At 63.3% G+C, this 25,047-nt stretch carries 31 protein-coding genes; 12 read left to right on the top strand and 19 right to left on the bottom strand.

The features are described 5' to 3' along the window. Window positions 1-225: 225 nt before the first annotated feature. On the bottom strand, window positions 226-2,931 hold the full coding sequence (locus CQ14_RS15135; protein ID WP_057858671.1) for a sensor domain-containing protein: 2,706 nt from the start codon (window positions 2,929-2,931) through the stop codon (window positions 226-228). Between the two features lie 257 nt (window positions 2,932-3,188). Here CQ14_RS15135 and CQ14_RS15130 point away from each other — a divergent pair, with 257 nt between their 5' ends. Beyond that, window positions 3,189-4,292 (top strand): NAD(P)/FAD-dependent oxidoreductase, encoded by a 1,104-nt coding sequence (locus CQ14_RS15130; protein ID WP_057858670.1) that lies wholly within the window; start codon window positions 3,189-3,191, stop codon window positions 4,290-4,292. A gap of 85 nt (window positions 4,293-4,377) precedes the next feature. Here the strand turns inward: CQ14_RS15130 and CQ14_RS15125 are convergent, their stop codons facing one another. Continuing rightward, a complete protein-coding gene (locus tag CQ14_RS15125; RefSeq protein WP_057858669.1) occupies window positions 4,378-4,563 on the bottom strand; it encodes a YdcH family protein in 186 nt (61 codons plus the stop codon). Window positions 4,564-4,802: 239 nt separating this feature from the next. Between CQ14_RS15125 and CQ14_RS15120 the strand changes: the two genes are divergently transcribed. The 3 genes from CQ14_RS15120 (at window position 4,803) to CQ14_RS15110 (ending at window position 5,709) form a co-directional block, all read left to right on the top strand. After that, the gene (locus tag CQ14_RS15120) at window positions 4,803-5,009 is read left to right on the top strand and encodes a YdcH family protein (RefSeq protein ID WP_027538800.1); all 207 of its coding nucleotides are present in this window, start codon (window positions 4,803-4,805) and stop codon (window positions 5,007-5,009) included. 212 nt (window positions 5,010-5,221) lie between these two features. Continuing rightward, the gene (locus CQ14_RS15115) at window positions 5,222-5,434 is read left to right on the top strand and encodes a hypothetical protein (RefSeq protein WP_057838466.1); all 213 of its coding nucleotides are present in this window, start codon (window positions 5,222-5,224) and stop codon (window positions 5,432-5,434) included. 23 nt (window positions 5,435-5,457) lie between these two features. Continuing rightward, window positions 5,458-5,709 carry a hypothetical protein gene (locus CQ14_RS15110; RefSeq protein ID WP_057858668.1) on the top strand — a complete coding sequence of 84 codons (252 nt, stop codon included), beginning with the start codon at window positions 5,458-5,460 and terminating at the stop codon, window positions 5,707-5,709. Window positions 5,710-5,739: 30 nt separating this feature from the next. Here CQ14_RS15110 and CQ14_RS15105 read toward each other — a convergent pair whose 3' ends face one another. Both CQ14_RS15105 and CQ14_RS15100 read right to left on the bottom strand, forming a co-directional pair. Next, on the bottom strand, window positions 5,740-6,165 hold the full coding sequence (locus CQ14_RS15105) for a GNAT family N-acetyltransferase (protein ID WP_199805534.1): 426 nt from the start codon (window positions 6,163-6,165) through the stop codon (window positions 5,740-5,742). Between the two features lie 63 nt (window positions 6,166-6,228). Further along, window positions 6,229-6,909, bottom strand: a complete 681-nt coding sequence (locus CQ14_RS15100) for a GGDEF domain-containing protein (protein WP_057858666.1) — start codon at window positions 6,907-6,909, stop codon at window positions 6,229-6,231. Window positions 6,910-7,060: 151 nt separating this feature from the next. Between CQ14_RS15100 and purE the strand changes: the two genes are divergently transcribed. Together purE and CQ14_RS15090 are read left to right on the top strand one after the other, a co-directional pair. Continuing rightward, on the top strand, window positions 7,061-7,549 hold the full coding sequence (gene purE, locus CQ14_RS15095) for a 5-(carboxyamino)imidazole ribonucleotide mutase (RefSeq protein ID WP_057858665.1): 489 nt from the start codon (window positions 7,061-7,063) through the stop codon (window positions 7,547-7,549). Further along, window positions 7,546-8,649 (top strand): 5-(carboxyamino)imidazole ribonucleotide synthase, encoded by a 1,104-nt coding sequence (locus CQ14_RS15090; protein ID WP_057858664.1) that lies wholly within the window; start codon window positions 7,546-7,548, stop codon window positions 8,647-8,649. Before purE ends, CQ14_RS15090 begins: the two co-directional genes overlap by 4 nt. Window positions 8,650-8,679: 30 nt before the next feature. Here CQ14_RS15090 and aqpZ read toward each other — a convergent pair whose 3' ends face one another. Beyond that, window positions 8,680-9,402, bottom strand: a complete 723-nt coding sequence (gene aqpZ, locus CQ14_RS15085; protein WP_057858663.1) for an aquaporin Z — start codon at window positions 9,400-9,402, stop codon at window positions 8,680-8,682. A 255-nt stretch (window positions 9,403-9,657) separates the two neighbouring features. Here aqpZ and rpsU point away from each other — a divergent pair, with 255 nt between their 5' ends. Next, window positions 9,658-9,963, top strand: a complete 306-nt coding sequence (rpsU, locus tag CQ14_RS15080; protein ID WP_057838472.1) for a 30S ribosomal protein S21 — start codon at window positions 9,658-9,660, stop codon at window positions 9,961-9,963. 251 nt (window positions 9,964-10,214) lie between these two features. Continuing rightward, complete coding sequence (locus CQ14_RS15075; RefSeq protein WP_082649883.1) at window positions 10,215-10,859, top strand: tetratricopeptide repeat protein; 645 nt, start codon at window positions 10,215-10,217, stop codon at window positions 10,857-10,859. A 113-nt stretch (window positions 10,860-10,972) separates the two neighbouring features. Here the strand turns inward: CQ14_RS15075 and CQ14_RS15070 are convergent, their stop codons facing one another. From CQ14_RS15070 to CQ14_RS15005, 14 genes are all read right to left on the bottom strand, one after another. Then, on the bottom strand, window positions 10,973-12,001 hold the full coding sequence (locus CQ14_RS15070; protein ID WP_057858662.1) for a hypothetical protein: 1,029 nt from the start codon (window positions 11,999-12,001) through the stop codon (window positions 10,973-10,975). Between the two features lie 197 nt (window positions 12,002-12,198). After that, complete coding sequence (locus tag CQ14_RS15065; protein WP_057858661.1) at window positions 12,199-12,483, bottom strand: cupin domain-containing protein; 285 nt, start codon at window positions 12,481-12,483, stop codon at window positions 12,199-12,201. A gap of 14 nt (window positions 12,484-12,497) precedes the next feature. Next, window positions 12,498-13,598: a calcium:cation antiporter gene (locus tag CQ14_RS15060; protein ID WP_057858660.1), complete on the bottom strand. Its 1,101-nt coding sequence runs from the start codon at window positions 13,596-13,598 to the stop codon at window positions 12,498-12,500. A gap of 4 nt (window positions 13,599-13,602) precedes the next feature. Next, entirely contained in the window at window positions 13,603-14,457 is an 855-nt protein-coding gene (locus CQ14_RS15055; protein ID WP_057858659.1) for an alpha/beta hydrolase, read from the bottom strand. Between the two features lie 18 nt (window positions 14,458-14,475). Continuing rightward, window positions 14,476-15,873: an NAD(P)(+) transhydrogenase (Re/Si-specific) subunit beta gene (locus tag CQ14_RS15050; protein ID WP_057858658.1), complete on the bottom strand. Its 1,398-nt coding sequence runs from the start codon at window positions 15,871-15,873 to the stop codon at window positions 14,476-14,478. A 65-nt stretch (window positions 15,874-15,938) separates the two neighbouring features. Next, a complete protein-coding gene (locus tag CQ14_RS15045) occupies window positions 15,939-16,256 on the bottom strand; it encodes a proton-translocating transhydrogenase family protein (RefSeq protein WP_057858657.1) in 318 nt (105 codons plus the stop codon). An 11-nt stretch (window positions 16,257-16,267) separates the two neighbouring features. After that, window positions 16,268-17,395: a Re/Si-specific NAD(P)(+) transhydrogenase subunit alpha gene (locus CQ14_RS15040; RefSeq protein ID WP_057858791.1), complete on the bottom strand. Its 1,128-nt coding sequence runs from the start codon at window positions 17,393-17,395 to the stop codon at window positions 16,268-16,270. 135 nt (window positions 17,396-17,530) lie between these two features. Then, window positions 17,531-17,683, bottom strand: a complete 153-nt coding sequence (locus CQ14_RS15035) for an aa3-type cytochrome c oxidase subunit IV (RefSeq protein WP_057858656.1) — start codon at window positions 17,681-17,683, stop codon at window positions 17,531-17,533. 83 nt (window positions 17,684-17,766) lie between these two features. After that, complete coding sequence (locus tag CQ14_RS15030; RefSeq protein WP_057858655.1) at window positions 17,767-18,153, bottom strand: type II toxin-antitoxin system death-on-curing family toxin; 387 nt, start codon at window positions 18,151-18,153, stop codon at window positions 17,767-17,769. Then, a complete protein-coding gene (locus CQ14_RS15025) occupies window positions 18,150-18,410 on the bottom strand; it encodes an AbrB/MazE/SpoVT family DNA-binding domain-containing protein (protein ID WP_057858654.1) in 261 nt (86 codons plus the stop codon). The genes CQ14_RS15030 and CQ14_RS15025 overlap by 4 nt, the downstream gene beginning before the upstream one ends. A gap of 119 nt (window positions 18,411-18,529) precedes the next feature. Next, entirely contained in the window at window positions 18,530-19,117 is a 588-nt protein-coding gene (locus tag CQ14_RS15020) for a dioxygenase family protein (RefSeq protein ID WP_057858653.1), read from the bottom strand. 100 nt (window positions 19,118-19,217) lie between these two features. Then, a complete protein-coding gene (locus tag CQ14_RS15015) occupies window positions 19,218-21,080 on the bottom strand; it encodes a M3 family oligoendopeptidase (RefSeq protein ID WP_057858652.1) in 1,863 nt (620 codons plus the stop codon). Window positions 21,081-21,123: 43 nt separating this feature from the next. Beyond that, entirely contained in the window at window positions 21,124-21,567 is a 444-nt protein-coding gene (locus CQ14_RS15010) for a hypothetical protein (RefSeq protein ID WP_057858651.1), read from the bottom strand. Further along, window positions 21,564-21,896, bottom strand: coding sequence for a helix-turn-helix domain-containing protein (locus tag CQ14_RS15005; RefSeq protein ID WP_063800358.1), 333 nt, complete (start codon window positions 21,894-21,896; stop codon window positions 21,564-21,566). Before CQ14_RS15005 ends, CQ14_RS15010 begins: the two co-directional genes overlap by 4 nt. A 78-nt stretch (window positions 21,897-21,974) precedes the next feature. Between CQ14_RS15005 and CQ14_RS15000 the strand changes: the two genes are divergently transcribed. From CQ14_RS15000 to CQ14_RS47615, 4 genes are all read left to right on the top strand, one after another. Then, on the top strand, window positions 21,975-22,316 hold the full coding sequence (locus CQ14_RS15000) for a hypothetical protein (RefSeq protein WP_057858650.1): 342 nt from the start codon (window positions 21,975-21,977) through the stop codon (window positions 22,314-22,316). 120 nt (window positions 22,317-22,436) lie between these two features. Beyond that, window positions 22,437-23,081: a TerC family protein gene (locus CQ14_RS14995; protein WP_057858649.1), complete on the top strand. Its 645-nt coding sequence runs from the start codon at window positions 22,437-22,439 to the stop codon at window positions 23,079-23,081. 102 nt (window positions 23,082-23,183) lie between these two features. Continuing rightward, entirely contained in the window at window positions 23,184-24,683 is a 1,500-nt protein-coding gene (locus CQ14_RS14990) for a sigma-54-dependent transcriptional regulator (RefSeq protein WP_057858648.1), read from the top strand. Window positions 24,684-24,913: 230 nt separating this feature from the next. Beyond that, window positions 24,914-25,045 carry a hypothetical protein gene (locus CQ14_RS47615; protein WP_283807229.1) on the top strand — a complete coding sequence of 44 codons (132 nt, stop codon included), beginning with the start codon at window positions 24,914-24,916 and terminating at the stop codon, window positions 25,043-25,045. Window positions 25,046-25,047: the final 2 nt, after the last annotated feature.

The following is a 25,047-nucleotide window of genomic DNA, read 5'->3' as shown; positions in this document are numbered from 1 at the left end:
CCTGCAAACGCATTTGCAGGGCGTTGACGGGGCCACGCTGGCGATAGTGGTGGAAAAATGTCGTCACCGCGCAGCCCTCCTTTCTCGATCAGGTAGGCCGCTAAACTAACCGGGGCTGCCATGGAAGGCAAGAAGGCCTGGTCGAGCTCACATTCGAACAGCCCGCGAGGTCACGCGGCCGTTGGCATCATGGTGGTGAGCACAGGGTGACAGAGATTAGAGAAATCAGGCGCTGGCGAGCTTGCGCTCGGTCTCGACGTCGTTGGCGGCGCTGCGGCCGACCAGCGCGGCGTAGTGCCCGATCGGTTGGGGCTTGCCGAGCAAAAAGCCCTGCACGGCGTCGCAGCCTTCGTCGGCGAGGAAGCTGAGCTGCTCCTGGGTCTCCACGCCTTCGGCGACGATCGACATTTCGAGGCCGTGGCCGAGGTCGATGACGGCGCGAACGATCGCGGCCGATTGCGGATTGCGCCCGAGATTCATGACAAAGGCGCGGTCGATCTTGATCTTGTCGAACGGGAACGCCTGCAGATAGCTCAGCGAGGAATAGCCGGAGCCGAAATCGTCCATCGAGATCCGCACACCGAGCGACTTCAGCCGCCTCAACAGGGCGAGACCGCGGTCGAAATCCTCGATCAGCACGCCTTCGGTGATTTCGAGTTCGAGCCGGTCGGGCGCCAGACCCGTCTCGAGCAGGATCGAATGCACCAGGCTGACGACGTCGCCATGCATGAACTGCGCCGGCGACAGGTTGACGGCGATCTGCATCGGCACCGGCCAGGAGGCCGCCTCGCGGCAGGCTTCGCGCAGGATCCAGACGCCCATCTCGACGATCAGGCCGCTTTCTTCGGCGAGCGGAATGAATTCGCCGGGCGACACAAAACCGCGCACCGGATGGATCCAACGCGCCAGCGCCTCGAAACCGATGACCTTGCTGGCGCCGATTGTGGGGCCCGCCGCGGCCTGCGGCTGGTAATACAGCGACAATTCGCCGTTCCGGATCGCCATCGAGAGGTCCTGGTGCAGCACGCGACGGTCGCGGATCTGCTGGTCCATCTCCGGCTCGAAGACGCTGATCGAGCCGCGCGACTTCTGCTTGGCGCGGAACAGCGCCGCGCCGGAATTGGCCAGCAGCGAAGCTGCGTCAGAACCGTTATGCGGAAATACCGAGATGCCGGTCGTGACACCGGTTCGCACCGACTTGCCGTCGATCACGAACTCGTCCGACAGCGTTTGCGCGAGTTTTTCGGCGAGCGCCTTGCCCGCTTCCGGCTGCTTGCCGTCAATGATCAGGCCGAACTCGTCGCCGGACAGCCGGGCGACCACGCCGCCGCGGGCGCAGGCCTGGATGCGGCCGGCGACCTCGATCAGGAGCTTGTCGCCCATGGCGTGGCCGAACACGTCGTTGATTTCCTTCAATCCGTCGAGGTCGACGCACAAGACCGCGAATTCCTCGTCGGTGCCGGCGCAAGCCTCGATCATCTGCGCCAGCGCCTGCAGGAAGGCGGCGCGGTTCGGCAGGTCCGTCAGGCCGTCATGATAGGCCATGTGCGCCATCCGCGACTCGGTCTGGCGGCGGTCGGTGACGTCCTCATGGGTCTTGATCAGATATTGCGGCTCGCCGGCCTCGTCGAGCACGGTCATGCGGCGGGTCAGGAACAGCCGCAAGCCATCCTTGGTGGAGATCGGGTGCTCTTCGGTGAGCAGGCCGCGCTTCTTAATCGCGGCCTCGTCACGCGCAATGATCAGCTTGGCCTCGCGCGGATTGAAGATATCGGCGGCGGTAAGGCCGGTAGCGTCCTCGCGGCGGCGATTGAGAATGGTCTCGGCGCTGCGGTTGGCGAGCAGATAACGCCCGTCGCTGACGCGCTCGACGATCAGCGACACCGGGATGTTGTCGACCACCAGCTCGAGGAATTTCTTGGTGTTTTCGAGTTCGCGCGACAGCGACCGCCGGTCGGTGACGTCGTCGAACAGCGTGATCAGGAATTCCGGCTTGTTGTTCTCGTTGCGTGCGACCACGCGGTTGGAAGAGAGAACGCGTTCGTCGTCGCCGCGTTCGACGACGTATTCGCTGCGATGGTAACCTTCCGGCGCTGTCAACGCCGCCTGGTCTGCCGCCTCAATGCTCTTCGCGGTTTCGGGCCGGAAGATCTCATCGGCGCGCTTGCCGACGACGTGATCGCGGGAGAAGCGCGAAAAGCGCTCGAACGCGCGGTTGGCGAAGATATAGCGGCCGTCCTCGATGTTCTTGGCGGCGACACAGACCGGAACGTTGTCGAGCACCGATTCCAGGAACTTGGTGGTCGATGCCAGTTTGCGCGAGAGCTGGCGCTGCTCGGTGCAATCTTCATGCGTTCCGATCGTCCCGCCGTTGGGCAGGCGGAAGATCTTCGACAGCACCGATCGCCCGTCCGGCAGTTCGGTGACGACGCCTTCGGGGCGGCGGGCAAGCTTGCTGAATTCCTCGACGGTGAGACTGAGCAGCCCCCGCGCACGGCGCACTTCGAGCAGTTCGCGGCCGGTCATGCGGCTCGAAATCTCGGCGCGGCTGAGCCCGTACATTTCGAGAAAGCGGTCGTTAACGAAGACCACGCGGTTTTGCGCGTTGGTCATCATCACGCCCTGGTTGAGATTGTTGAGCGCCGAGCTGATGAAGGCGCTGCGCTGCATTTGCGCGCTCTTGGCACCGCGCAACGCCGCCAAAATCCAGATGCCGATCGCAGCCAGGAAGGACACGACGACGATTCCGCCGATCAGGAACTCCCACACCCGGTTGGGATCGAATTCGCCGATATAGCTCGCCGGCGCAAAGCCCGCGGACGGCCCGGCGCCCCACGCCATTCCGCACGGCATGGCGGTGGCGAGCAGACAGACGAGGGCCTGCGCCGGAATCGAATTCTTCCGTCCTGCCTGCCAGTTCCTGTCAGCCATTACCGCCCCGAGGTTTGCGGGCGGAGTGTCTGGCTTGACGGGTTTGGATCGGGTAAACGCCTACCCACTCAATTCTAAAATGTGACCCAAATTACGGCAATTGGCCTGACATGATTAATGCTTTACTAACGGGACTGCGTTGGCGGCGTATGTCGAGACAAACCAACGGGTTGTTCGACGGCTTCGGCGAACGAAGCTGTCATCACCGGGCGTGGCAAGCGCCGATTCCTGCGCCAGTTTTCCGGGCCTGAAGCAGCATGGACAAGGTCGATTGCGTCGTCATCGGAGCGGGGGTCGTCGGGCTCGCGATCGCGCGACGCCTGGCCCAGGCGGGCCGTGAAGTGATCGTGCTCGAAGCCGCCGAGGGTATCGGTACCATCACCTCCTCGCGCAACAGCGAGGTGATCCATGCCGGCATCTATTATCGCGCCGGCAGCCTGATGGCGCAGATGTGCGTCAGCGGCAAGCACGCGCTGTACCGGTATTGCCAGGACCACGGCATCCCGCACCGCAATTGCGGCAAGCTGATCGTGGCGACGACGCCGAAGGAAACCGAAAAGCTGCAATCGATCCGCTCGCATGCGCAAGCCAATGGCGTCGACGACATGCAGTTGCTGACGGGCGCAGCGGCGCGCGAACTGGAGCCGGCGCTGAATTGCGATGCGGCCCTGCTCTCGCCCTCTACCGGCATCATCGACAGCCACGCCTACATGCTGGCGCTGCGGGGCGATGCGGAAGCAGCCGGCGCGGCCTATGCGTTTCACACCCCGCTGCTGCACGCCCGGGCCAATGCCGGCCGCATCGAAATCGAAGCCGGTGGCGATGCACCGATGACGCTGGCGTGCAACCTGCTGATCAATTCGGCGGGCTTGAGCGCGCCCGCTGTCGCGCGCAGCATCGAGGGCATGCCGATCGAAATGATTCCCTGCGCCTATCTGGCCAAGGGCAATTATTTCAGCTGCAGCGCGCGGGCCCCGTTTTCACGGCTGATCTATCCGGTGCCGGAGCCCGGCGGATTAGGCGTGCACCTCACCCTCGACATGGCCGGACAGGCCCGGTTCGGCCCCGACGTCGAATGGGTCGAGAGCATCGACTATGCGGTGGACCCTGCCCGCGCCGAGCGATTCTATCCCGCGATCCGGCGCTACTGGCCGACGCTGCCGGACGGCGCGCTGATGCCGAGCTATTCCGGAATCCGGCCGAAGATCGTGCCGCCGGCCGTCGCCACGCAGGATTTTCTGATCCAGGGCCCCGCCGATCATGGCGTGGCCGGATTGATCAACCTGTTCGGTATCGAATCGCCCGGACTGACGTCGTCGCTCGCGATCGCCGATCATGTCGGCACGCTGGCCGAACGCTGAACGGGACCGCGCAAGCCAACATCAATCCGATGAGCGCTTTTGCGCCCATCGGCTGCGTGGCGTTTCGATTACTCTGTGGGACTGGTTAGTGGAGGGTTTCGTCGGCGGTTTGCTTCAACCGCTCGATCTGGTCCTTGACCATTAGCTTGCGGCGCTTCAACTCGACAATTTGCAGGTCGTCTGTGGAAAGGTGCACGAGCGCTTCGTGCAATTCGTTCTCGAGGATCTTGTGTTTACGTTCAAGTTCAACAAGATGCGCCTGTAGAGCCATACGAAATCTCCTCGGTGGGTGAAACCTCAGATTCGATCCGGACGGCGAAGTGTACACCAGCCTTGGAATCTGTCGATGGGTATCCAGAATCGGGCCTCCTCATATTTTCGGATTTATCTGTAACCAATCGTGACTATGGAACCGGGCAGCTTGCGGAGAGGCCGCGCAGCGACGATATTCACCGCCAGCCTTCGAAGAATCCGTTCGCAACCTGATCGCGCTTTCAGCTAACGTACACCATGACCGACGAAGATGAGCGCGAGCTCGAAAACGAGCTCGCCCGCCTGCAGCAGGAGCATCGCGATCTCGATGCAGCGATCGACGCGCTGCATCAGTCGCCGGCACCGGACTTGTTACGGCTGCAGCGGCTGAAGAAGCGCAAACTGCAATTGCGCGACCGCATCGCCTTCATCGAAGACCAGATCACGCCTGACATCATCGCCTGATCGTTGTGCTTGCCTGGTTCGGCAAGCTCGGCGCGTGAAGCCATCGGCGTTTCGGCAGGCCCTTTTCCCCGACATCCACACACGCCGCGGTGTTGCGACGAGCCTGCGGTGCCCGACCGGAAAAAACAGACCTCCCGGTCGGTGGATGAGACTTGACTCGATGAGAACAAAAAGAGAACATGCCTTCCTGCCGCCAGCCTCGGGAGCCTGCCATGTCCGCCCCATCGCCCCTTTCCGACAATAGCCGTTATGAGCAGGCCTGCGACCAGGCCATCGCGATGTGCGACGGCAATCTGCGCTCGACCATCAAGGCCCTGATCATGGCGAACGAGTATCTGGAAATCGAGCTGGAGGAATTGCAGGCGGCCATCGCCGCCGGCTGCGTGCCGGCGAGAGCCTCCCGTGTGGAGAGCGACGCCGCCTGATCATTCAAACCCGGAGCAAGACCATGGCCGATGTCACCTATTACGTCGCAATGCCATTCCTGCATGACGATAGCGGCTCGCCGGTGGCGGGCGCCGCGGAAGAATGCCAGAGCCCGACCACCGCGTTGCGGCGCGCCGAGATGATGTCGCGGATGGCCGGCAGCATCGGTGCCGTCGCCTTCAGCCGCAGCGGCGACCCAATGCTCGGCGAATTCGGCGACGCGAAACTGCTGCACAAGTTCGGCAACGTGCCGGACGATCTCAGCGAGCTGTAACTGATCGTATTTGGCCTGGTTTGCGCATCTCTATCCCGGAGCGGGAGCCGAGGCGTAGTGCATGCCCATGCCGAACGGGCCATTCGGGCAGCGCACGAAACCAAAGCGCTCGTAGAACGTCTCGCGACCGTTCAAGGCAACGAGGGTGATGGACGCACCAGGCTTGGCGCTTCGATCGAAATATTCAGTGACAAGCCGCATCAGCGTGTCGCCGTGCCCGCCACCACGATACTTGGGATCGACGATCAGGTCCGCGAGGAAAAAGTACAGGACGCCATCACCCATCACGCGGGCTAGTCCGATCAAACGATCGTCGTCACGCAAGCAGGTCGTGAATGACGCCGCCTGCATTGTCTTGATCGCGGTTTCCTCGTCAATTGCGCCCCAGCCCATTCGCGCGCGCAGATCGATGTATTCCGCGGATGTCGGCAAACGCTCGGAAACTGCAATCACCATCATCGCGCTCCGTTGCTGCGCAACGCATGTTCGCGCAATCCAACGCCTGAGCGCGGCGCGATTTCAGCGCTCGTGCCGCCGCAGCGCCTTGCGCACATACATGGCGCTGTCGGCCGCTTCCAGGGCGCGGCTCACTTCGGAATGGGTATCGAGAACGGAGACGCCTGCGGAAGCGCCCGCGGTGATGGTGCGGCCATCGAACACGAAGGTGAGGCGATCGATCGCTTCCTCCAGCGCGGCCGCCTTGGCCTTCGCGTCGGTCTCGCTGAGATTCCAGAGCAGCAGTGCAAACTCGTCGCCGCCGAGCCGGCCAACCACGTCGGAAGCGCGCACCTGCGCCAGCAACGCCGCGACAATGGCCTTGAGCACCTGGTCGCCGGCGGCATGTCCGAAGGCGTCGTTGATCGGCTTCAAGCGATCGACGTCGAGCACGACAAGGGCGCCGGAGGCGCGATAGCGTTTGATGTAGGCGATCGCGCGATTGAGCTCGCGCTCGAAACCGCGCCGGTTCGGAATTCCCAGCAGGAAGTCGGTATCGGCAGAGGCCTGAAGTTGCTCGATCTGCGCCTGCGTCTGGGCCAGCTCGGCCTTGAGCCGGCGAATCGTTGCCTTGGTGCCGTTGGATACCGCCGGCGGCCGGGACCCCTGTCCGGACGCCCGCCGGGGCGCGATTTTCCGCCCGGAAGCCGCGCTTTTGGGGCGTTTTCGAGCCCTCGAGGCGGTCGACCTGGTTTTCTTCTTCATGGCCTTCCCTGTGCAGGCACGCTTATGAAGGCTTGCCGGGATTCACCAAGACAGGATAGTCCATTCCTGATCCCTTGCCACGCCTTGGATGAGCCCCTGGCCGACCCTATAATCGGCCTATGTTTCTGGATTCCCGAACAGAATTGACGAGATGACCGCACCGATCGCCATCATTATGGGCAGCCAGTCCGACTGGGAGACCATGCGCCACGCCGCCGAGACCTTGGCTGCACTCGGAGTCGACTGCGAAAAACGCATCGTTTCGGCCCACCGGACCCCCGACCGGCTGTTTGCCTTCGCCAAGGGCGCCAAGGCCGCCGGCTTCAAGGTCATCATTGCCGGCGCCGGCGGCGCCGCGCATCTGCCCGGCATGGCGGCGGCGCTGACCGAACTGCCCGTCTTCGGCGTTCCCGTCGAATCCAAGGCCCTGTCCGGGGTCGATTCGCTCTACTCGATCGTGCAGATGCCGGCCGGCGTTCCCGTCGGCACGCTGGCGATCGGCAAGGCCGGCGCCATCAACGCCGCCCTGCTTGCGGCCGCTGTGCTCGCACTCAATGACGCACCGCTCGCAGGCCGGCTCGCAGCCTGGCGCCAGCAGCAGACCGATGCGGTCAAGGAGCGTCCGGAGGGATCGGCGTGACCGCTTCAGGCAAGGGGAAGCTGAAGCCGGGCGATACCATCGGAATTCTCGGCGGCGGACAATTGGGCCGGATGCTGGCTATGGCGGCGGCGCGCCTTGGCCTCAAATGCCAGGTGTTTTCGCCGGACCCGGACTCGCCCGCCTTCGACGTGGTGCTGAACGCAACCTGCGCCGAATATGCCGACGTCGAGGCGCTCGAGCTGTTCGCCAACGATGTCGACGTCATCACCTATGAATTCGAGAACGTGCCGGCCGCCACCGCCATGGTGCTGGATGCGCGGCGTCCGGTATTGCCGGCGCAGAAGATCCTCGAGACCACGCAGGACCGGCTGATCGAAAAGGATTTCGTCAAGCGGCTCGGCATCGGCACCGCTGACTATGCCGACGTGTCGTCGGTGGAGACCCTGCAGAGCGCCATTGGGCGCATCGGCCTTCCCGCCGTGATCAAGACCCGCCGCTTCGGTTACGACGGCAAGGGCCAGGCGATCATTCGCGAGGGCGATGATCCGGCTCAGGTCTGGGAAGACCTCGGCACCAAATCCGCGATCCTCGAAGCCTTCGTTCCCTACGAGCGCGAGGTCTCGGTGATCGCCGCGCGCGGGGCCGACGGCACGGTCGAATGTTACGACGTCACCGAAAACGAGCACCGCGACCACATCCTGAAATTCTCGCGCGTTCCGGCGGCGATTTCGGATGAGCTGGGGGCACAGGCGCGCGCGGTCGCCGAGAAGATCGCCCATGCGCTCGACTATGTCGGCGTGCTCGCGGTCGAGCTGTTCGTCGTTGCCGGAAACGGCGGACCGCACGTGCTGGTCAACGAGATCGCGCCACGGGTGCATAATTCCGGGCACTGGACGCTGGATGGCGCCTCGGTCTCCCAGTTCGAGCAGCACATCCGCGCCATCGCCGGCTGGCCGCTCGCCAAGCCGGTCCGTCACGGCGCGGTCGTCATGACCAACCTGATCGGCGACGATATCCTCGACTACGAGCAGTGGCTGACGGTTCCCGGCGCCACCGTGCACCTCTACGGCAAGGGCCCGCCGCGGCCGGGCCGCAAGATGGGCCATGTCACCGAAGTGGTCCCGGCGAGCAACAAATAGCGCGGTGAGCTCGCCGGGCTCGGTCGCAGATCAGGCCGTCCTTACGCCTTCGACGATGCCGACAGGCTCCTCGCTGAGCCAGCGATAGAGCACGCCGCCGAGCGCACCGCCGATCAGCGGCGCTACCCAGAACATCCAGAGCTGCGCCAGCGCCCAGCCGCCGACGAACAGCGCGGGGCCTGTGCTGCGCGCCGGATTCACCGACGTATTGGTGACGGGAATGCTGACGAGATGGATCATCACCAGCGCGAGGCCAATCGCCAGCGGCGCAAAGCCGGCGGGCGCCTTGCCGTGGGTGGCACCCATGATGATGAACAGGAACATCATGGTCATCACCACCTCGGTGATGAAGCAAGCCACCATGCCGTACTGGCCGGGCGAATGCGCGTCATAGCCGTTGGAGGCAAAGCCCTTGGCCAGATCGAAGCCGGGCGCACCGCTTGCGATCACATAGAGCACGCCTGCGGCAACGATCGCGCCAATCACCTGCGCGATCACATAAGGCAGGATCTGACCGGTCGGAAAGCGGCCGCCAGCAGCGAGGCCGATCGTCACGGCGGGATTGAGATGGCAGCCGGAAACGTGGCCGATCGCATAGGCCATGGTCACCACGCTCAGCCCGAACGCCAAGGATACGCCGACCAGGCCGATACCGACCTCCGGAAAGCCGGCCGCAATGACCGCACTGCCGCATCCCGCAAAAGTGAGCCAAAACGTGCCGATCGCTTCAGCGGTATATTTTTTTGTATTCATAACTCGCCTCCCGCGTGTTTTGCGTTCCCGGATGCTAGGGAGGGCCCGTGAGGGGCTCGTTATCTGCGGAAACCGGGACCGTATTGGCCGAATCCCGCCGATTTTCGTGGCATTCCCGGGCCCAAAACCGCCTTCTCCGGTGGACATTGGCGGTTTTGTCTGCTACATGCCCGCGCTCAGGGTTGAGGACCAGGCCTTTCGCCGGCCCTTCACTTTACCAGAATTCCTATCCGATCAATTGAAAGAGGATGCCGCGTGCAGGTTCTCGTTCGCGATAACAATGTCGATCAAGCCCTCAAGGCGCTGAAGAAGAAGATGCAGCGTGAGGGTATTTTCCGCGAGATGAAGCTCCGCGGACACTACGAAAAGCCCTCCGAGAAGAAGGCCCGCGAAAAGGCCGAAGCCGTGCGCCGCGCGCGCAAGCTGGCCCGCAAGAAGCTGCAGCGCGAAGGCCTGCTGCCGATGAAGCCGAAGCCGGTGTTCGGCGCCGGTCCCGGCGGCGACCGTGGTGGCGCTGGCGGCCGCGGTGGCCCGGGCGCAGGTCCACGCGGACCGCGCTGAGCGCGTCTCTAAGAGATCTAAATTGAAGACGCGGACCTCGGGTCCGCGTTTTTGTTTTTGAGCGCAGGCGATCCGACCGGAATACGTCGTGCGCGACCACTCCCCGATCTCGTGCATCACTTGCACGGTGCCGCGATCCGGAAAAACGTTGGACGGCAATCGCCCGGCCGCGTTGCGGCTATTTTGGTCGATGCATTTTGCGTTCCGGCGGGTTACGAATTACTGCATCGAATCCGAAAGTCTTCCACTGCATGGCCGTTACGGATTGCAATGCCTGTTCCCGCGCCTCGCGCCTGACGGCCGCATCTGTCGCGCTGCTCGCAACCGTTGTTGCGCTTCCCCTCTGCGGCTGTTCGTTCGACCTGGGATCATGGGGACCGGATAAGGAAAAGCCGCAGGTCCTCGAACAGAAGCCGACCGGCACGATCAGCGGACAAAGCGTCAGCGATGCGCAAGGCCACGCTGCACGCGGCCAGGCGCTCGCCAAAGCCGGCAAGACCGAAGAGGCGCTCGCGGAATTCGACCGCGCGCTCGCACTCGATCCCTACAATGTGCCGGCCCTGTATGGCCGCGGCCTGATCTATCAGGGCGAGAAGCAGCATGAGCAGGCGATCGCGGATTTCACTGCAGCCAATGGCCTGACGCCGCAAAGGGTCGAGCCGCTGCTGGCGCGTGCCACCAGCTACCTCGCCATCGACAAGGCCAAGGAAGCCGCTTCCGATCTCGACGAAGCCGTGCAGACCGATCCCAACAGCGCGCAAGCCTGGTCCGCCCGTGGCGTCACCTATGAGCGGCTCGGCGACAAGGCCAAGGCGTTCGCATCCTACGGCCGTGCGCTCGCGCTCCGGCCCAAGGATGAAGCCGCGCGAAGCGGGCTGGCGCGCACCGGCGGCTAGCTCTGCCGGATTGACATCTCGCTGCAGTCTGGCCCGGCGCACTTGCGCGCGCAAAACAAAAAGCCCCCGGATCAAATCCGAGGGCTTGCATCGCTGAAACGCGATGGGTTGGGCTACCTCGGCAGCACCGAGTGGAAGATCGACTTGGCGGTCGACAGCGCATCCTCTGCAGCCGCCGTTGCGCGTTCGCGTACGGAGGGTTCTGCGACTTCGGCTCGCAGATCGAGCGGACGCGAGACGGGAATATCGGCCGGCGGGGTCGGGCGGTTCGGGTCGACGGCCTCGGCATAAGGCGGACGCGGCTGCGACGAGCGCTGAGCAGACGAAGCCTGACCATAGGGTTCGCCGGCAGGCGGGCCCGAGACCATGATCGGCGGCGGCAGCGGACGAAGCGCGGGCGGATTCGCGGTGGCAGGCGCGTTCGTGACCGCGGGCGCAGCCGCGACCTTCGGCGCCTCGGGGGTGCGGGCAGGCTCGGCAACGCGCGGTGAGGTTTCGCCGTTGGCGCGCAGGCGCTCGATCGCGGCGCGCGCCAGATCATTGGCATCGCGGCGTTCCTCCGGCGCAGCCGAAGTCTCGACCGGGGCGGTCTGGGCAGCAGGAGGGGCCGGGGCAGCCGCCGCAACCGGAGCCGGCGAGGCATTCGCAGGCTGGATCGGCGATGGCAGCACGACCCTGATCTTTTCCTTTTCACGCGGCGGCGCAGCGTGACGGCGATCGGCGTCAGCAGCGCTTTCGGCCGATTTCACGTCGGACTTGTTCGCGTCAGACTTGTTCGTATCGGACTTATTCGAGTCAGCTTTGGCCTCAGCCTTTTCGTCGGCCTTCTGGGCCTTTTCGGCCACCGCCGGCCGTTCGGCAGCGGTCTTCTCCATGACGGCCTTCTCGGAGATGCCGCGCGCCTTGACGCCTGCGGCCGGCAGATTGCTGGCCGTGCTCTCGGCCGGCTTGGCATCAGATTTTGGATCGGATTTAGCTTCGGCCTTGCCGTCCCCCTTGGGGGTGGCGGGCGATACCGCCGCAGAGGGAGGAGCGTCCGCGGGCTTGCTCACGATGTAGTGGTTGACGATGTACGCCCCGATGACGGTGGCAGCCACCGAGGGGAAGATGTCCACCGCAAATTTCTTGAGGTAATTCAGCATTCAGACCACTCCCCGCGGGTATCTCAATTGCCGGAACTTTGAGGCACATTCAGGGATCAACTGCGACAGATCGGTGGCAACTCAGCAGTTCCTGTGCAGGTCGGGTGGAACCGGCTTGCGTCTGCCCCTTCTCCAGGCCGCAGCGCAGCATACGACGTCCCTGCCCGGTCACGCAAACCTGGACCTGAGGTGGAGGGTCAGGGCTTCAGTTCGACCTCCAGAAACACGATCTCGTTTGCGGTCTCGTTCAGCACGTCGTGCTGGACGCCGGCTTTCCGGAAATAGGATTTTCCGGCCCCGAGCTGCGCCTTGGTGCGCTCGCCGTTCGGCGCGACGATGGTCATCTCGCCCGAGGTTACCGGCACGATCACGTAGTCCATCTCGTGGGTATGATGGCCGGTGGCGCTGCCCGGCGCCAGCCGCCATTCGGTGACGCGGACCTCGGGGGTATCGACCTGAACGTCGGATTTGGCGGCAAGCATTTGTTTTTCTCCGATTACGGCACGAACACCATGAACAGGAATACGGCAAACACCACCATATGTACCAGCCCGAACAGGATGTTGGTCCGGCCGGTGCCAAAGGTGAGCATGCTGATGACGAAAGTCAGCATCAGCAGCACCATCTCCTGGGTGTTGAGCCCGAGGACCAGCGGCGGCTTGTCGAACACGTAGGCGGCAACCGCGACGGCCGGGATCGTCAGCCCGATGGTGGCGAGCGAGGAGCCGAGCGCGAGATTGATGCTCTTTTGCAGGTAGTTCTTGCGCGCGGCGCCAATGGCCGCGACGCTTTCCGGCAACAGGACCAGCACCGCCACCAGCACGCCGGCAAAGGCCGGCGGCGCGCCGATCATCGCGGTCACGACGTCAACCACCAGCGAGAATTTCTTCGCCAGCAGCACCACTGCCAGCAGCGACACCAGAAGCAAGGCTACGCTCAGCGCGAGCATCCGGTTCGACAGCGGCGCTTCGCCATGTGCCGCATCGCTACCGCTGCCGACGAAATAATCGCTGTGCAGGATGGTCTGGGTATAGAGGAACACGCCGTAGAGGACGAGCGTGACGACGCTGACGAACCCGAGCTGCGCCGCCGAATAGACCGGGCCCGGCGTGGTCAGCGTGTAGTTCGGCAGCACCAGCGTTATCGTCGCCAGCACGAACAGCACGCTGAGGTAAAGGTTGGCGCCGGAAACCTGGAAATCCTGCTCGCGATAGCGCAGCCCGCCGATGAAGATGCAGAGGCCGACCAGCCCATTGCATACGATCATCACGACCGCAAACACAGTGTCGCGCGCCAAGGCCGGCACTGGTTTCACGCCGAGCATGATGGTCGAGATCAGCGCGACCTCGATGATGGTGACCGCTAACGTCAGCAGCAACGTGCCGTAGGGCTCGCCTACCCGCTCGGCGATCACCTCGGCATGGTGCACAGCCGCGAATACGGTGCCGAACAGGATCGCGAGCAGAACGGCCGCGAACAACAGCCCACCGGCCGACGGCGTGAACTCCAACCCGAGACCGGTGGCGACGGCAAACAGCAGCACCGCCAGCGCAGGAAATATCCAGGCCGATCGCGGCATCGGTCCGTGTGCGCTCATGCGATCAAGTTCCCAACCGGTTCGGAGACGGAAGATACGTCCGTCCCTGCATCGCCCCCTTCGCAAGGTTGATGAAATTCCGCGCGATTTCAATCGCACCGAAATTGTCCAGATCGTTATGACCGCCGCGGGCAAGGCGGACGAACCGTTTCGGCTCGTTCGCCAGCGCAAACAGCCGCTCGCCAAACACAACGGGTATCGTGGGATCGAGCGCACCATGCATCACGAGCAGCGGAACCCTGATCCGGGGAATGCGCTGGTCGGAGTGGAACCGATCCCGCATCAATAGCCGTACCGGCGCAAACCAGAACGCCGAGGCGGCGACGTCCGCGATGGACGTATAGGGGGCCTCCAGAATCAACTTTCCGACCGGCTGTTCGGCCGCCACCGCGACGGCGACGCCGGTGCCGAGAGAAAATCCCCAAGCCACGATTCTGTCCGTGCTGTATCGCGTCGCCGCGAAGGCATAGGCAACCGCGGCATCCAGCAGCAATCCCTGCTCGCTCGGTTTTCCGCTGGAGCCGGCATAGCCGCGATAGGACAGCGCGACGATCCCGATCCCGTCGGCAATCAGGCCGCGAAAGCGACCGAAGAAACCGGCGAGATAATCGCCATTGCCGTGGAAATAGAGGACGACCGGACGTCCGGGCTTCGCCGGTACATGCCAGAGGATGACCCTCTCACCATCAGCCGTGGCCAGGGCATGTTCTTCAGCTTCGGGAAAGCCCGCCGCCGCGGGCGCCGTGCGCGCGCTCGTCGGGGCGGGATACAGGACGGCGCGCTGCGCAAAGAACAGCGCAAGCAGAACAGAGACATAACCCGCCGAAACGATAATCAGCAGCCATTTCAGCGCGGTCATGAATTTCCTTCGATCGCGTTACATCCCCTTGACGATATTCTCGGTGACCTTCTTGGCGTCACCAAGGAGCATCATGGTGTTGTCGCGATAGAATAGCGGATTGTCGATGCCGGCATAACCCGACGCCAGCGAGCGCTTGATGAACATCACCGTGCCGGCCTTCCAGACCTGAAGCACCGGCATGCCGTAGATCGGCGAGGTCTTGTCTTCCTCGGCGGCCGGATTGGTGACGTCGTTGGCGCCGATCACGAAGGCGATGTCGGCCTGGGCGAATTCGGAATTGATGTCCTCGAGCTCGAACACCTCGTCATAGGGCACGTTGGCTTCGGCGAGCAGCACGTTCATGTGGCCGGGCATGCGGCCCGCGACCGGGTGAATCGCGTACTTCACCTCGACGCCTTCCTTCTTCAGGAGGTCGGCCATTTCACGCAGCGCGTGCTGCGCCTGCGCCACCGCCATGCCGTAGCCGGGGACGATGATGACCTTCGAGGCGTTCTTCATGATGAAGGCGGCATCGTCGGCCGAGCCGAGCTTTGCCGGCTTCTGTTCGCCGGAACCGCCGCTCGCTGCCGCGGTCTCGCCGCCGAAGCCGCCAAGGATGACCGAGATGAACGAGCGGTTCATCGCGTGGCACATGATGTAGGACAGGATCGCGCCCGAGGAGCCGACCAGCGCACCGGTGATGATCAGCGCAGAGTTGCCGAGCGTGAAGCCGATGCCGGCCGCGGCCCAGCCCGAATAGGAGTTCAGCATCGAGATCACGACCGGCATGTCGGCGCCGCCGATCGGGATGATGATGAGGACGCCGAGCACCAGCGCGATGATGGTGATCAGCCAGAAGTCGATCGCGCTGCCGGTCATGACCAGGCGCACGATGAAGACCACGAGGGCGATACCGAGACCGATATTGATGAGGTGGCGCGCCGGCAGAATGATCGGCGCGCCACTCATGCGGGCCGAAAGCTTGAGGAACGCGATCACCGAGCCGGTGAAGGTCAGCGCGCCGATGGCGACGCCGAGCGACATTTCGACGAGGCTCTGCTTATGGATGTTGCCGGGCGTCCCGATGTCGAAGGCTTCCGGCGCATAGAAGGCGCCGGCGGCGACCAGCACCGCGGCCATACCGACCAGCGAGTGGAAGGCCGCGACCAGTTCCGGCATCGAGGTCATCGGCACGCGGCGGGCGATCACTGCGCCGATGGCGGCACCGATCGCGATGCCGACGATGACGAGGATCCAGGCGAAAGCGTCAGCCGGCGGATGATTGGCGAGCGTGGTGGCGACTGCGATCGCCATGCCGATCATGCCGAACAGATTGCCCTGGCGAGACGACGCCGGGCTCGACAGGCCACGCAGCGACAGGATGAATAGTACACCCGCCACCAGATAGAGAAGTGCAGAGAGATTGGCGCTCATCTCAGGTCCCCATTATATGCCTTCGACACCCCGAGGTGCTTGCCGCTCACGCTTCAGTTTCAGTCTCACTTGGCCTTCTTCTTGTACATCGCCAGCATGCGCTGGGTGACAAGGAAGCCGCCGAAGATGTTGATGCAGGCGAAGACCAGCGCCACGAAGCCGAAGCCGCGCGCCCAACCGCTGCCGCTGGAAACATTGGCGACGCCGCCCGCGAGCAGCGCGCCGACCACGATCACCGAGGAGATGGCGTTGGTCACCGACATCAGCGGCGTGTGCAGCGCAGGGGTCACCGACCAGACCACGAAATAGCCGACGAAGACGGCGAGAACGAAAATCGAAAGCCGGAATACGAAGGGGTCGACGACTTGGGCAGCATGCTCCATGGCTTCTCTCCTTAGGCCTTCGGCTGGAAGTTCGGATGGATGACGGCGCCGTCCTTGGTCAGCGCGGTGGCCTTCACCAGTTCGTCGTCCCAATTGACCGCAAGCGCCTTGTTGGCCTTGTCGACCAGCGTCTCGATGAAGGAAAACAGGTTGCGGGCGTAGAGGCCGGAGGCCGATTGCGCCACGCGGCCGGCGACATTGGTGTAGCCGACGATCTTGATGCCATCGACGTCGACGACCTCGCCCGCCTTGGCACCTTCGACATTGCCGCCACGCTCGACGGCGAGATCGACCAGCACCGAGCCCGGCTTCATCGACTTCACCATCTCGGCGCTGACGAGCTTTGGCGCCGGCCGGCCCGGGATCAGCGCCGTCGTGATGACGATGTCCTGCTTCTTGAGGTGCTCGGCGGTGAGTGCGGCCTGCTTGGCCTGATACTCTTTCGACATTTCCTTGGCGTAGCCGCCGGCGGTCTGGGCGTTCTTGAATTCCTCGTCCTCGACCGCGAGGAATTTGGCGCCGAGCGATTCGACCTGCTCTTTCGTGGCCGGCCGCACGTCGGTCGCGGTGACGACGGCGCCGAGACGGCGTGCGGTCGCGATCGCCTGCAGGCCGGCAACGCCGACGCCCATCACGAACACCTTCGCCGCCGGAACGGTGCCGGCCGCGGTCATCATCATCGGAAACGCGCGGCCAAAGGACTCGGCCGCCTCGATCACCGCGCGATAGCCGGCGAGGTTCGCCTGGCTCGACAGCACGTCCATCACCTGCGCGCGGGTGATGCGCGGCATCAATTCCATCGCAAATGCCGCGACGCCGGCGTCCGCGATCGTCTTCAGCGCCGCTTCATTGCCGTAAGGATCCATGATCGCGATCACCAGCGCGCCGCGCTTGTACTGCGCGAGTTCTGAGGCCTCGGGCCGCTTCACCTTGATGATGATGTCGGCGTCCTTCAGCGCGTCCGCGCTGACGGTGGCTCCAACCGCAGTGAATTCGGAATCCGGCAGGCCCGACTTGATGCCCGCGCCCGGCTCGATCGCGACTTCGGCGCCGAGCGCCTTGAATTTCTTGACGGTGTCCGGGGAAGCGGCAACCCGCGGTTCGGACGGATCGATTTCCTTGGCAACGGCAATCTTCATGAGCCCTCCCGGCGGCGCGGCAAGCGCGCACGCAAGCAAACTAGCGTCTTTTTCGCTTAGTTGGATACCGGTTTCGCGACCGGCATGCGTGCAATTTTTTTACCGCCGGCGTGGGCGGGTGCAGGCAGCGATGCGTCAGGTCAGGAAATAGCCCATCAGGGCGACGATGATCACGACGGCGGCGGTGCCGTATTTGACCAGCATGATGAAACCTTCATAGGTCTGCTCATGGGCCACGTAGTCGTTGCCGTCAGCGGTCGTGTAGGCCACTTCGTTATGGTCTGCCATCGGTATCCCCAGTGAAAATCCGTGTTTCTCGCGTGCAATTACCGCAAAGCGTTTGGGAGGGCAACGGCCCCCTGCCTATCGGGTCATTCGGAAGGCCAATTATCCCGGATCCAGCGGGTCAGGCTCTCCTCGCTGACCTCGCCCGCGGCGAGGGAGAGGATGATGGCGGTGGCGTGCGCCGGATCGGGCGCAAAGGGTATGTCGTTGACGCGCAAGAAGACCATCATGGCGTGGAACGCGATCCGCTTGTTGCCGTCGACGAAAGCGTGGTTACGGGCGAGACCGAAGGCATAGGCCGCAGCAAGTGCGGCCATATCCGTCGTCCCGTAATTCCATTGGTTGACAGGCCGCAATACCGCAGACTCAAGAAGGCCGTGATCCCGAATGCCTTCCGGTCCGCCGAATATCGCCAGTTGCTCGGCATGCATGTCGATGACTTCATCGACATCGAGCCGAATTGGCTCACTCATTTTGCAAGCGCAGCAAACGTATCGCGATATTCGTGCATGACCTGGCGGGCTATTTCCATGGTCCGCGCGTGCTTGGGGTTGAAGGGCGAAAGCCGCAGGCTGCCATCCGGCTGCTCGACCGGATAGAACTTGTCCCCCTCCTTGAGATTGAGCCGCGCAAGAAGCTCCTTCGGCAGGATCACACCGACCGAATTGCCAATCTTCCGGATTTGAAGGGCGGTCTCCTCCAGCTTGTATTCGCGGGAGGCCCCTTCCATTCCGCGGGGGGTTTTGGTCATGGCATTAGCTCCGTTATACAACCTGTATAACACACCTGATGCCTTGGTTCAACAAATGTTTTACGCCTAGCCCATCCGGGAACATCTTCCGAAGCGGCCTACCCCACGACGAAATCGAAACGCCCGGCGAGCCAGCCCGCGTTCTTGGCCGTGCGCACCAGCAATTCCTTGCGAAACAGGCCGTCGGAGCGGTTCTGTTGCTCACCGGGGAAATAAAGCTGGGTGGTCAGCACGCGGCCGCCATGCGGCTGCACCTTCACATGGATATGGCGCGTACGTCCGGGGTAAATGCCGGGCACGATGCTGCGCAACCGGTAGCGCCCTTCCGCGTCGGTGAACTGATGGCCGCGCAGGCGGAAACCGGAATTGTCGTAGCGGCCCTTGTCGTCGGCCTGCCAGAAATCGAGCAAGGCACCGGCGACCGGTTTGCAGGCGCGGGTAAGAACGAAGCCGACCAGTTCGATCGGCTGCCCGGCCATGCCTTCCTCAAACAGCTCGAAGCGCTCGGGCGACGACGGCTTGAAATACGGCCCCTCGGTCTGCGCCAGGGTTGCGGCGTCGCCGTCATGGCATGCGGGCGTGGGAGCAAGCGGGGCTTGAGCCAAGGCAGCGTCGATGGAGAGCAGTGAGCCGGCTGCGAAGACGCCCGCTCCAAGCACTGTGCGCCGCGTCGGGGTGTCGATCATGGGGCCCTCCCCTCCTGTCGCCACCACCATGATAGGCGACGGCGGCTGAAATTGTGTCCGCGCCCATCACAAGTTCGTTTCGTGCCCGCGGGCGAACCCGTCAGTCCATCGCTTCGAGTTCGTCGATCATGCCTGCGATCACCGACAGCCCGCCGTCCCAGAATTTGGGATCCTTGGCGTCGAGTCCGAACGGCTTCAGCAGTTCGGAATAATGCTTGGTGCCGCCGGCCGCGAGCATGGCGAGATAGCGCTCGGCAAAGCCCTCGGCGGCGTTCTCGTAGACCGCATAGAGCGAGTTCACCAGGCAATCGCCGAACGCATAGGCGTAGACGTAGAACGGCGAATGGATGAAGTGCGGGATGTACATCCAGAAGTTTTCGTAGCCAGGACGGATGTCGATGGCCGGCCCGAGGCTTTCGGTTTGCACGCTGAGCCAGATCTGGCCGATGCGCTCGGCGGTCAGTTCGCCGTCCTTGCGCTCGGTATGCACGGCGCGCTCGAACGAATAGAACGCGATCTGCCGCACCACGGTGTTGATCATGTCCTCGACCTTGCCGGCCAACAGCGCCTGGCGCTGCTTGACGTTGCTGGTCTGCGACAGCAGGCGCTTGAAGGTCAGCATCTCGCCGAACACGCTCGCGGTCTCGGCCAACGTCAGCGGCGTCGGCGCCATCAGCGCGCCGTTCTTCGCCGCCAGCACCTGATGCACGCCATGGCCCAGCTCGTGCGCCAGCGTCATCACGTCGCGCGGCTTGCCCTGGTAGTTCATCAGCACATAGGGATGCGCCGAGGGCGTGGTCGGGTGCGAGAACGCGCCCGGCGCCTTGCCCGGCCGCACCGGCGCATCGATCCAGCGATCGGTGAAGAAGCGTTCGGCGATCGCGGCCATTTCGGCGGAGAAGCCGCGATACGCCGTCAGCACCATCTTCTGCGCGTCGGGCCAGGCGATGGTGCCGGTCGCCGCAAACGGCAGCGGCGCGTTGCGATCCCAGTGTGCGAGCTTCTTCTTTTTGAACCAGCCGGCTTTCAGATTGTAGTAGCGGTGCGACAGCCGCGGATACGCCGCGCGCACCGAAGCGACCAGGGCATCGACGACGTCGCGCTCGACGCGGTTATTCAGGTGGCGCGAATCCGCGACATCCTTGAAGCCGCGCCAGCGGTCGGAAATTTCCTTGTCCTTGGCGAGCGTGTTGGTAATGAGCGCAAAGGTGCGCTCATTGTCCTTGAAGGTCTTGGCCAGCGCCTGACCCGCAGCCTTGCGCTTTTCCGGCGCGCGGTCCTGCAACAGATTGAGCGTCGGCTCGATCGCGAGCTCCTTGGCCCCGACCTTGAAGCGCAGGCCGGAGATGGTCTGGTCGAACAGCCGGTTCCAGGCGGCATAGCCGCTCTGGGATTTTTCATGAAACAGCTGCTCGACACGATCCTCTAACTGATACGGCTTGTCCTTGCGCAGATCCTCGATCCAGGGACGGTAGTGGCCGAGCTCCGGCGTCTGCATCGCGCGCTCGATCGCGGCATCGTCGACGCGGTTGAGTTCAAGCGCGAAGAACAGCAAATGCAGCGAGGCCGCGGTCAGCCGCTCGGAGACATCGCCATAAAATTTGGAGATCGCGGGATCGACGCTGTCGCCGGCATGGACGAGGCCGGCATAGGAGCCGAGCCGCCCGGCAAGATCGTCGATCGCCTCATAGCGCCTGACGGCCGCAGCGAGCCAGCTTCCGCCGTCATCCCTGGCGACGCCTTCCGCCAGCTTGCCTTTGTAATCCCCCTCGAACGCAACGCAGTCCGCATCCATCTTCTGCAGATCGCGCGCGATTTCAGGCGCGTCGATGCCGGAATAAAGGTCGGCGAGGTTCCACTCCGGCAATTTGCCAGTTTTGGATTTGGCCGCACTTGCCCTGCCGCCCTTGGCGGGCTTGCGGGACGTTTTGACAGCTCGGGATGTCGCAGATTTTGCGCTCATGACACTTTCAAAATTGGGAGGTGATCAGGAAATGGGCAGGAGATCAGGCGAACGCCGCGAGCTGTGGGACGAACTGGACGAACAGTTCTTCACCTTCGACGAGCCACGGCTCGGCCTTTTCGTGGAACGCGCTGCGAACCGCACACCACAATGTGATCGCGCGGACCATGATCCACGATGTCGACGGGACGGCGGCCTTGGCGTGCAGGGCAACAAGATCGAGGTTTCGATGCTCGAACAGCAGCCGGCCGAGTCCGTCTTCCAGGATGTAGCGGCCGCCGATTCGAGAAACGCACAATTCACAGGCCTGATCCGGCAGCGAGCCCAGCAGATAAAACTGGACGTCGCCCTTTTCCGTCGTGCCGATTTCCCATTCGCGTCCGGTGCCCGGCGCGGTCGCGGCGCTCAGTGCGGCCAGGATGGTGCTCAGTTCCCTTTCGCTCCACTCGCCGGTGTTCTGTTTGCGCTCGAACGCAACGACGCTCATTTGTTCTCCGCTCCGAACAGCAGCCGATGTAATTCCGGCTCGTAGTACATTAACAAATGCCTAGCGAAGGCCGACTGTTCAATACCCAATTCGCTGGCCCATGCCCCCATGATTTCGGTTGGAACACGGCTGAAGCCGTTCTCCACCTGTGAAATGAAAGTGTAATACTTCAGGCCAAGGCGTGCAGCGAGATCCGCCTGCGACAATTCGGCATCCGCCCGTCGCTGCTTGAGCCAATCCCCGGCTAGTTTCCGCAATTGCCTTGCTTCCGGCACAGCCTTGCCGGCAGCCCGTTCAGCGAAAACGTCTTGATGTTTTCCTCGTTTCATGTTTACTAAACTATCTAAACTGAATGACGGGATGGGTGATGTTCCCTACCACAATCTCAGTTCACGAATAAGAATCAGATGGCATTCTTGGACCGCAGTCAGATTGTTGAGACGCCTTCCCGGCCCCCTGTGGCCCGCGGCAAGGAGTTGTTTGCCGGCATCCTGATCGTGGCGCTGGTTGCGACCGTGGGAATCCGGAACGTGGTGCCGGCAGATGCGCTCGCGCCCGCGATCGTCACCCTGCTCTTTGCGGTTGCGGCATTGACGGCCGGATTTGCGCTGCTCTGCCGGCACGACCGCTTCCGCATCATGTGGTTCGACCTCGCGGGAAGCCTGACGTTCATCGGCGTCGTCCTCTCCATTCTGATCGAGCCCGATCAGATGGTCAGGCTCTTCGCCCTCTCGGATCAACCTGAATAACGGAAACGCATTTGTGCGCAGTCTGACTGCGTCTTTCTTCTACGCACATCCAAGCCCGGGCCCCTCTGGCAGTTCAGTCGAACTGCGATGTCGGATTGGACTTTCAACGGAGTGGCCCGGATGCTGGAACTAATCTCCTCACAATCCCTGACGGCACTTTTCCAGGTCGTGATGATCGACCTGGTGCTCGCCGGCGACAATGCGATCGTCATCGGCCTTGCAGCCGCAGGCCTGCCAGAAGGGCAGCGCAAGAAGGCAATTCTCATCGGCATCGCGGCCGCCACGATCCTGCGCATCGGCTTTGCCTCGATCACGGTCCAGCTCTTGCAGATCATCGGACTGTTGCTTGCCGGCGGCGTTCTGCTGCTCTGGGTGTGCTGGAAGATGTGGCGCGAGTTGCACACCTCGCATCATCACGAACCCAAAATGCAGAGCCTCTCGGCGGCAAGCGCGATCGATGCGTCAGCCGCGGCGCGTCATCAGAAAACGCTTGGCCAGGCCGTGTGGCAGATCACGATCGCGGACGTCTCGATGTCGCTCGACAACGTGCTCGCCGTCGCGGGCGCCGCGCGCGAGCACCCGATGATCCTGATCTTCGGGTTGGCGCTTTCCATCGCCCTGATGGGGCTCGCCGCCAACTTCATCGCGCGGCTTCTGGAAAAGCACCGCTGGATCGCCTATGTCGGCCTCGCCATCATCCTCTATGTGGCTCTGGACATGTGCTATCGCGGCGCGCTTGAGGTGTGGCCACACCTCAACCTCTAGGTTCCTCCACAACATCGCCGTTCTTCAACGATTAAGAGGGCGTTAATCGGCATCGGCGAAAGTGCCCCGATTCGATACATTGTGTAGCGTGCGGGGAGAGCCATGGCTGCCACCATTTTGATTGCCGATGACGACGCCGTGCAGCGCCGTTTGGTTGAGAACATGGTGCAGAAGTGCGGCTATGAGGCCCTCGTCGCCGATAGCGGCGATGCAGCCGTCGCGCTGCTGACCGCGCCGGATGCGCAGGCGATCGATGCGGTGGTGCTCGACCTCGTGATGCCCGGCCTCGACGGCCTCGGCGTGCTTTCAAAAATGCGTGAAGCCGGCCTGAGCATCCCCGTCATCGTGCAGACCGCCCATGGCGGCATCGACAATGTGGTTTCGGCGATGCGCGCCGGCGCGCAGGATTTCGTGGTCAAGCCGGCGAGCTTCGAACGGCTGCAGGTGTCGCTGCGCAATGCGCTCAACACCTCGGCGCTCAAGGGCGAGTTGCAACGCATCCGCCACAGCCGCGAAGGCCGGCTGACGTTTGCCGACATCATCACCCGCAGCGAAACCATGGCGGCCGTGCTGCGCACCGCGCAGAAGGCGGCGGCCTCGAGCATTCCGGTGCTGGTCGAGGGCGAGTCCGGCGTCGGCAAGGAATTGTTCGCCCGCGCCATCCATGGCTCCGGCGAACGCAAGTCAAAACCCTTCGTCGCGGTCAATTGCGGTGCCATCCCCGACAATCTCGTGGAATCGATCCTGTTCGGTCACGAGAAGGGCGCCTTCACCGGCGCCACCGAACGCCACATGGGCAAGTTCGTCGAAGCTTCCGGCGGCACGCTGTTTCTCGACGAGGTCGGCGAGTTGCCGCTGGCGGCGCAGGTAAAACTGCTGCGCGCGCTGCAGGAGGGCACCGTCGAGGCGGTCGGCGGCCGCAAGCCGGTGAAGGTCGACGTCCGCATCATTTCCGCAACCAACCGCAAGCTGCTCGACCTCGTGAAGAGCGGCGCGTTCCGCGAAGACCTGTTCTACCGGCTGCACGTGCTGCCGCTGACGATCCCGCCGTTACGGATGCGGCGCGAAGACATTCCGCATCTGTTGCGGCATTTCCTGGCGCGCTTTGCCGCCGAGGAAAACCGCACCATCACCGGCATCAGCGGCGAGGCCGTTGCCCATCTCGCCCAGCTCGATTGGCCGGGCAATATCCGCCAGCTCGAGAACACGGTCTATCGCGCTGTCGTCATGAGTGAGAGCGACCAGCTCGGCCTGTCCGATTTCCCGCAGACCGTCGGTCACGCCGTTCCGGACGGCCAGTTCGCGCACAGCGAACCCTTGATCGTCGCGCCGTCAGCGGCACCGTCCCTGGTATCGGGTAGCGAAATACCCATGGCTCCGCTCGCCACTGCCGGCAGCCTCTCGATGCTGACCTCAGCCGGCGAGGTGCGGCCGCTGGAGGACATGGAGAACGAGATCATCCGTTTCGCGATCTCGCATTATCGCGGCCAGATGTCGGAGGTCGCGCGCCGGCTCAAGATCGGCCGCTCCACGCTCTACCGCAAGCTCGATGAGGCCGCGGCCAACGACCCGGCCGAAGGCGGCGCGCAGGACGCCAACTGAGACGCAAATTCAGGCGAACGGCACCTCGCGGGATTATGGCGTCCGCGTGGCAAAGATCGTGGCAAACCAACGACATCACATACTCGGAAGCTTTTGAACCGTGGCTTGCCGGTGACAGACAAAGGGCGGGTGGCGTGGCAAAAAACACGCGACCCGAAATTTCAACGGGTAGTTTGAGGTCAGTTTGTCGTGAGTTGTCCCGCATGGCGCTGGCTGCATGAGTGGGGCACATGTATCGTCTGCGTTTGAATCAAATGCGTGCAGGCGTACGAAAACCGATCGAAGCCGGCGCTTCCCGCGCAAGCTATGACGATGCCAACGAACTGTTCCATGCCGGGGCAGTTTCGCCCAAGGGGGTGTGACG

Origin of the sequence: Bradyrhizobium lablabi (assembly GCF_001440475.1) — a bacterium.
Classification (GTDB): Bacteria; Pseudomonadota; Alphaproteobacteria; order Rhizobiales; family Xanthobacteraceae; genus Bradyrhizobium; species Bradyrhizobium lablabi.
The sequence above is the reverse complement of the archived record's forward strand: the minus strand, read 5'-3'. Positions and strand labels throughout refer to the sequence as shown.

Coding starts and splice junctions, on each gene's coding strand:
- CQ14_RS15135 (WP_057858671.1), bottom strand. CDS start 2,931: ATGGCTGACAGGAACTGGCAGGCAGGACGGAAGAATTCGATTCCGGCG.
- CQ14_RS15130 (WP_057858670.1), top strand. CDS start 3,189: ATGGACAAGGTCGATTGCGTCGTCATCGGAGCGGGGGTCGTCGGGCTC.
- CQ14_RS15125 (WP_057858669.1), bottom strand. CDS start 4,563: ATGGCTCTACAGGCGCATCTTGTTGAACTTGAACGTAAACACAAGATC.
- CQ14_RS15120 (WP_027538800.1), top strand. CDS start 4,803: ATGACCGACGAAGATGAGCGCGAGCTCGAAAACGAGCTCGCCCGCCTG.
- CQ14_RS15115 (WP_057838466.1), top strand. CDS start 5,222: ATGTCCGCCCCATCGCCCCTTTCCGACAATAGCCGTTATGAGCAGGCC.
- CQ14_RS15110 (WP_057858668.1), top strand. CDS start 5,458: ATGGCCGATGTCACCTATTACGTCGCAATGCCATTCCTGCATGACGAT.
- CQ14_RS15105 (WP_199805534.1), bottom strand. CDS start 6,165: ATGGTGATTGCAGTTTCCGAGCGTTTGCCGACATCCGCGGAATACATC.
- CQ14_RS15100 (WP_057858666.1), bottom strand. CDS start 6,909: ATGAAGAAGAAAACCAGGTCGACCGCCTCGAGGGCTCGAAAACGCCCC.
- purE (WP_057858665.1), top strand. CDS start 7,061: ATGACCGCACCGATCGCCATCATTATGGGCAGCCAGTCCGACTGGGAG.
- aqpZ (WP_057858663.1), bottom strand. CDS start 9,402: ATGAATACAAAAAAATATACCGCTGAAGCGATCGGCACGTTTTGGCTC.
- CQ14_RS15075 (WP_082649883.1), top strand. CDS start 10,215: ATGGCCGTTACGGATTGCAATGCCTGTTCCCGCGCCTCGCGCCTGACG.
- CQ14_RS15070 (WP_057858662.1), bottom strand. CDS start 12,001: ATGCTGAATTACCTCAAGAAATTTGCGGTGGACATCTTCCCCTCGGTG.
- CQ14_RS15065 (WP_057858661.1), bottom strand. CDS start 12,483: ATGCTTGCCGCCAAATCCGACGTTCAGGTCGATACCCCCGAGGTCCGC.
- CQ14_RS15060 (WP_057858660.1), bottom strand. CDS start 13,598: ATGAGCGCACACGGACCGATGCCGCGATCGGCCTGGATATTTCCTGCG.
- CQ14_RS15055 (WP_057858659.1), bottom strand. CDS start 14,457: ATGACCGCGCTGAAATGGCTGCTGATTATCGTTTCGGCGGGTTATGTC.
- CQ14_RS15050 (WP_057858658.1), bottom strand. CDS start 15,873: ATGAGCGCCAATCTCTCTGCACTTCTCTATCTGGTGGCGGGTGTACTA.
- CQ14_RS15045 (WP_057858657.1), bottom strand. CDS start 16,256: ATGGAGCATGCTGCCCAAGTCGTCGACCCCTTCGTATTCCGGCTTTCG.
- CQ14_RS15040 (WP_057858791.1), bottom strand. CDS start 17,395: ATGAAGATTGCCGTTGCCAAGGAAATCGATCCGTCCGAACCGCGGGTT.
- CQ14_RS15035 (WP_057858656.1), bottom strand. CDS start 17,683: ATGGCAGACCATAACGAAGTGGCCTACACGACCGCTGACGGCAACGAC.
- CQ14_RS15030 (WP_057858655.1), bottom strand. CDS start 18,153: ATGAGTGAGCCAATTCGGCTCGATGTCGATGAAGTCATCGACATGCAT.
- CQ14_RS15025 (WP_057858654.1), bottom strand. CDS start 18,410: ATGGAAGGGGCCTCCCGCGAATACAAGCTGGAGGAGACCGCCCTTCAA.
- CQ14_RS15020 (WP_057858653.1), bottom strand. CDS start 19,117: ATGATCGACACCCCGACGCGGCGCACAGTGCTTGGAGCGGGCGTCTTC.
- CQ14_RS15015 (WP_057858652.1), bottom strand. CDS start 21,080: ATGAGCGCAAAATCTGCGACATCCCGAGCTGTCAAAACGTCCCGCAAG.
- CQ14_RS15010 (WP_057858651.1), bottom strand. CDS start 21,567: ATGAGCGTCGTTGCGTTCGAGCGCAAACAGAACACCGGCGAGTGGAGC.
- CQ14_RS15005 (WP_063800358.1), bottom strand. CDS start 21,896: ATGAAACGAGGAAAACATCAAGACGTTTTCGCTGAACGGGCTGCCGGC.
- CQ14_RS15000 (WP_057858650.1), top strand. CDS start 21,975: ATGGCATTCTTGGACCGCAGTCAGATTGTTGAGACGCCTTCCCGGCCC.
- CQ14_RS14995 (WP_057858649.1), top strand. CDS start 22,437: ATGCTGGAACTAATCTCCTCACAATCCCTGACGGCACTTTTCCAGGTC.
- CQ14_RS14990 (WP_057858648.1), top strand. CDS start 23,184: ATGGCTGCCACCATTTTGATTGCCGATGACGACGCCGTGCAGCGCCGT.
- CQ14_RS47615 (WP_283807229.1), top strand. CDS start 24,914: ATGTATCGTCTGCGTTTGAATCAAATGCGTGCAGGCGTACGAAAACCG.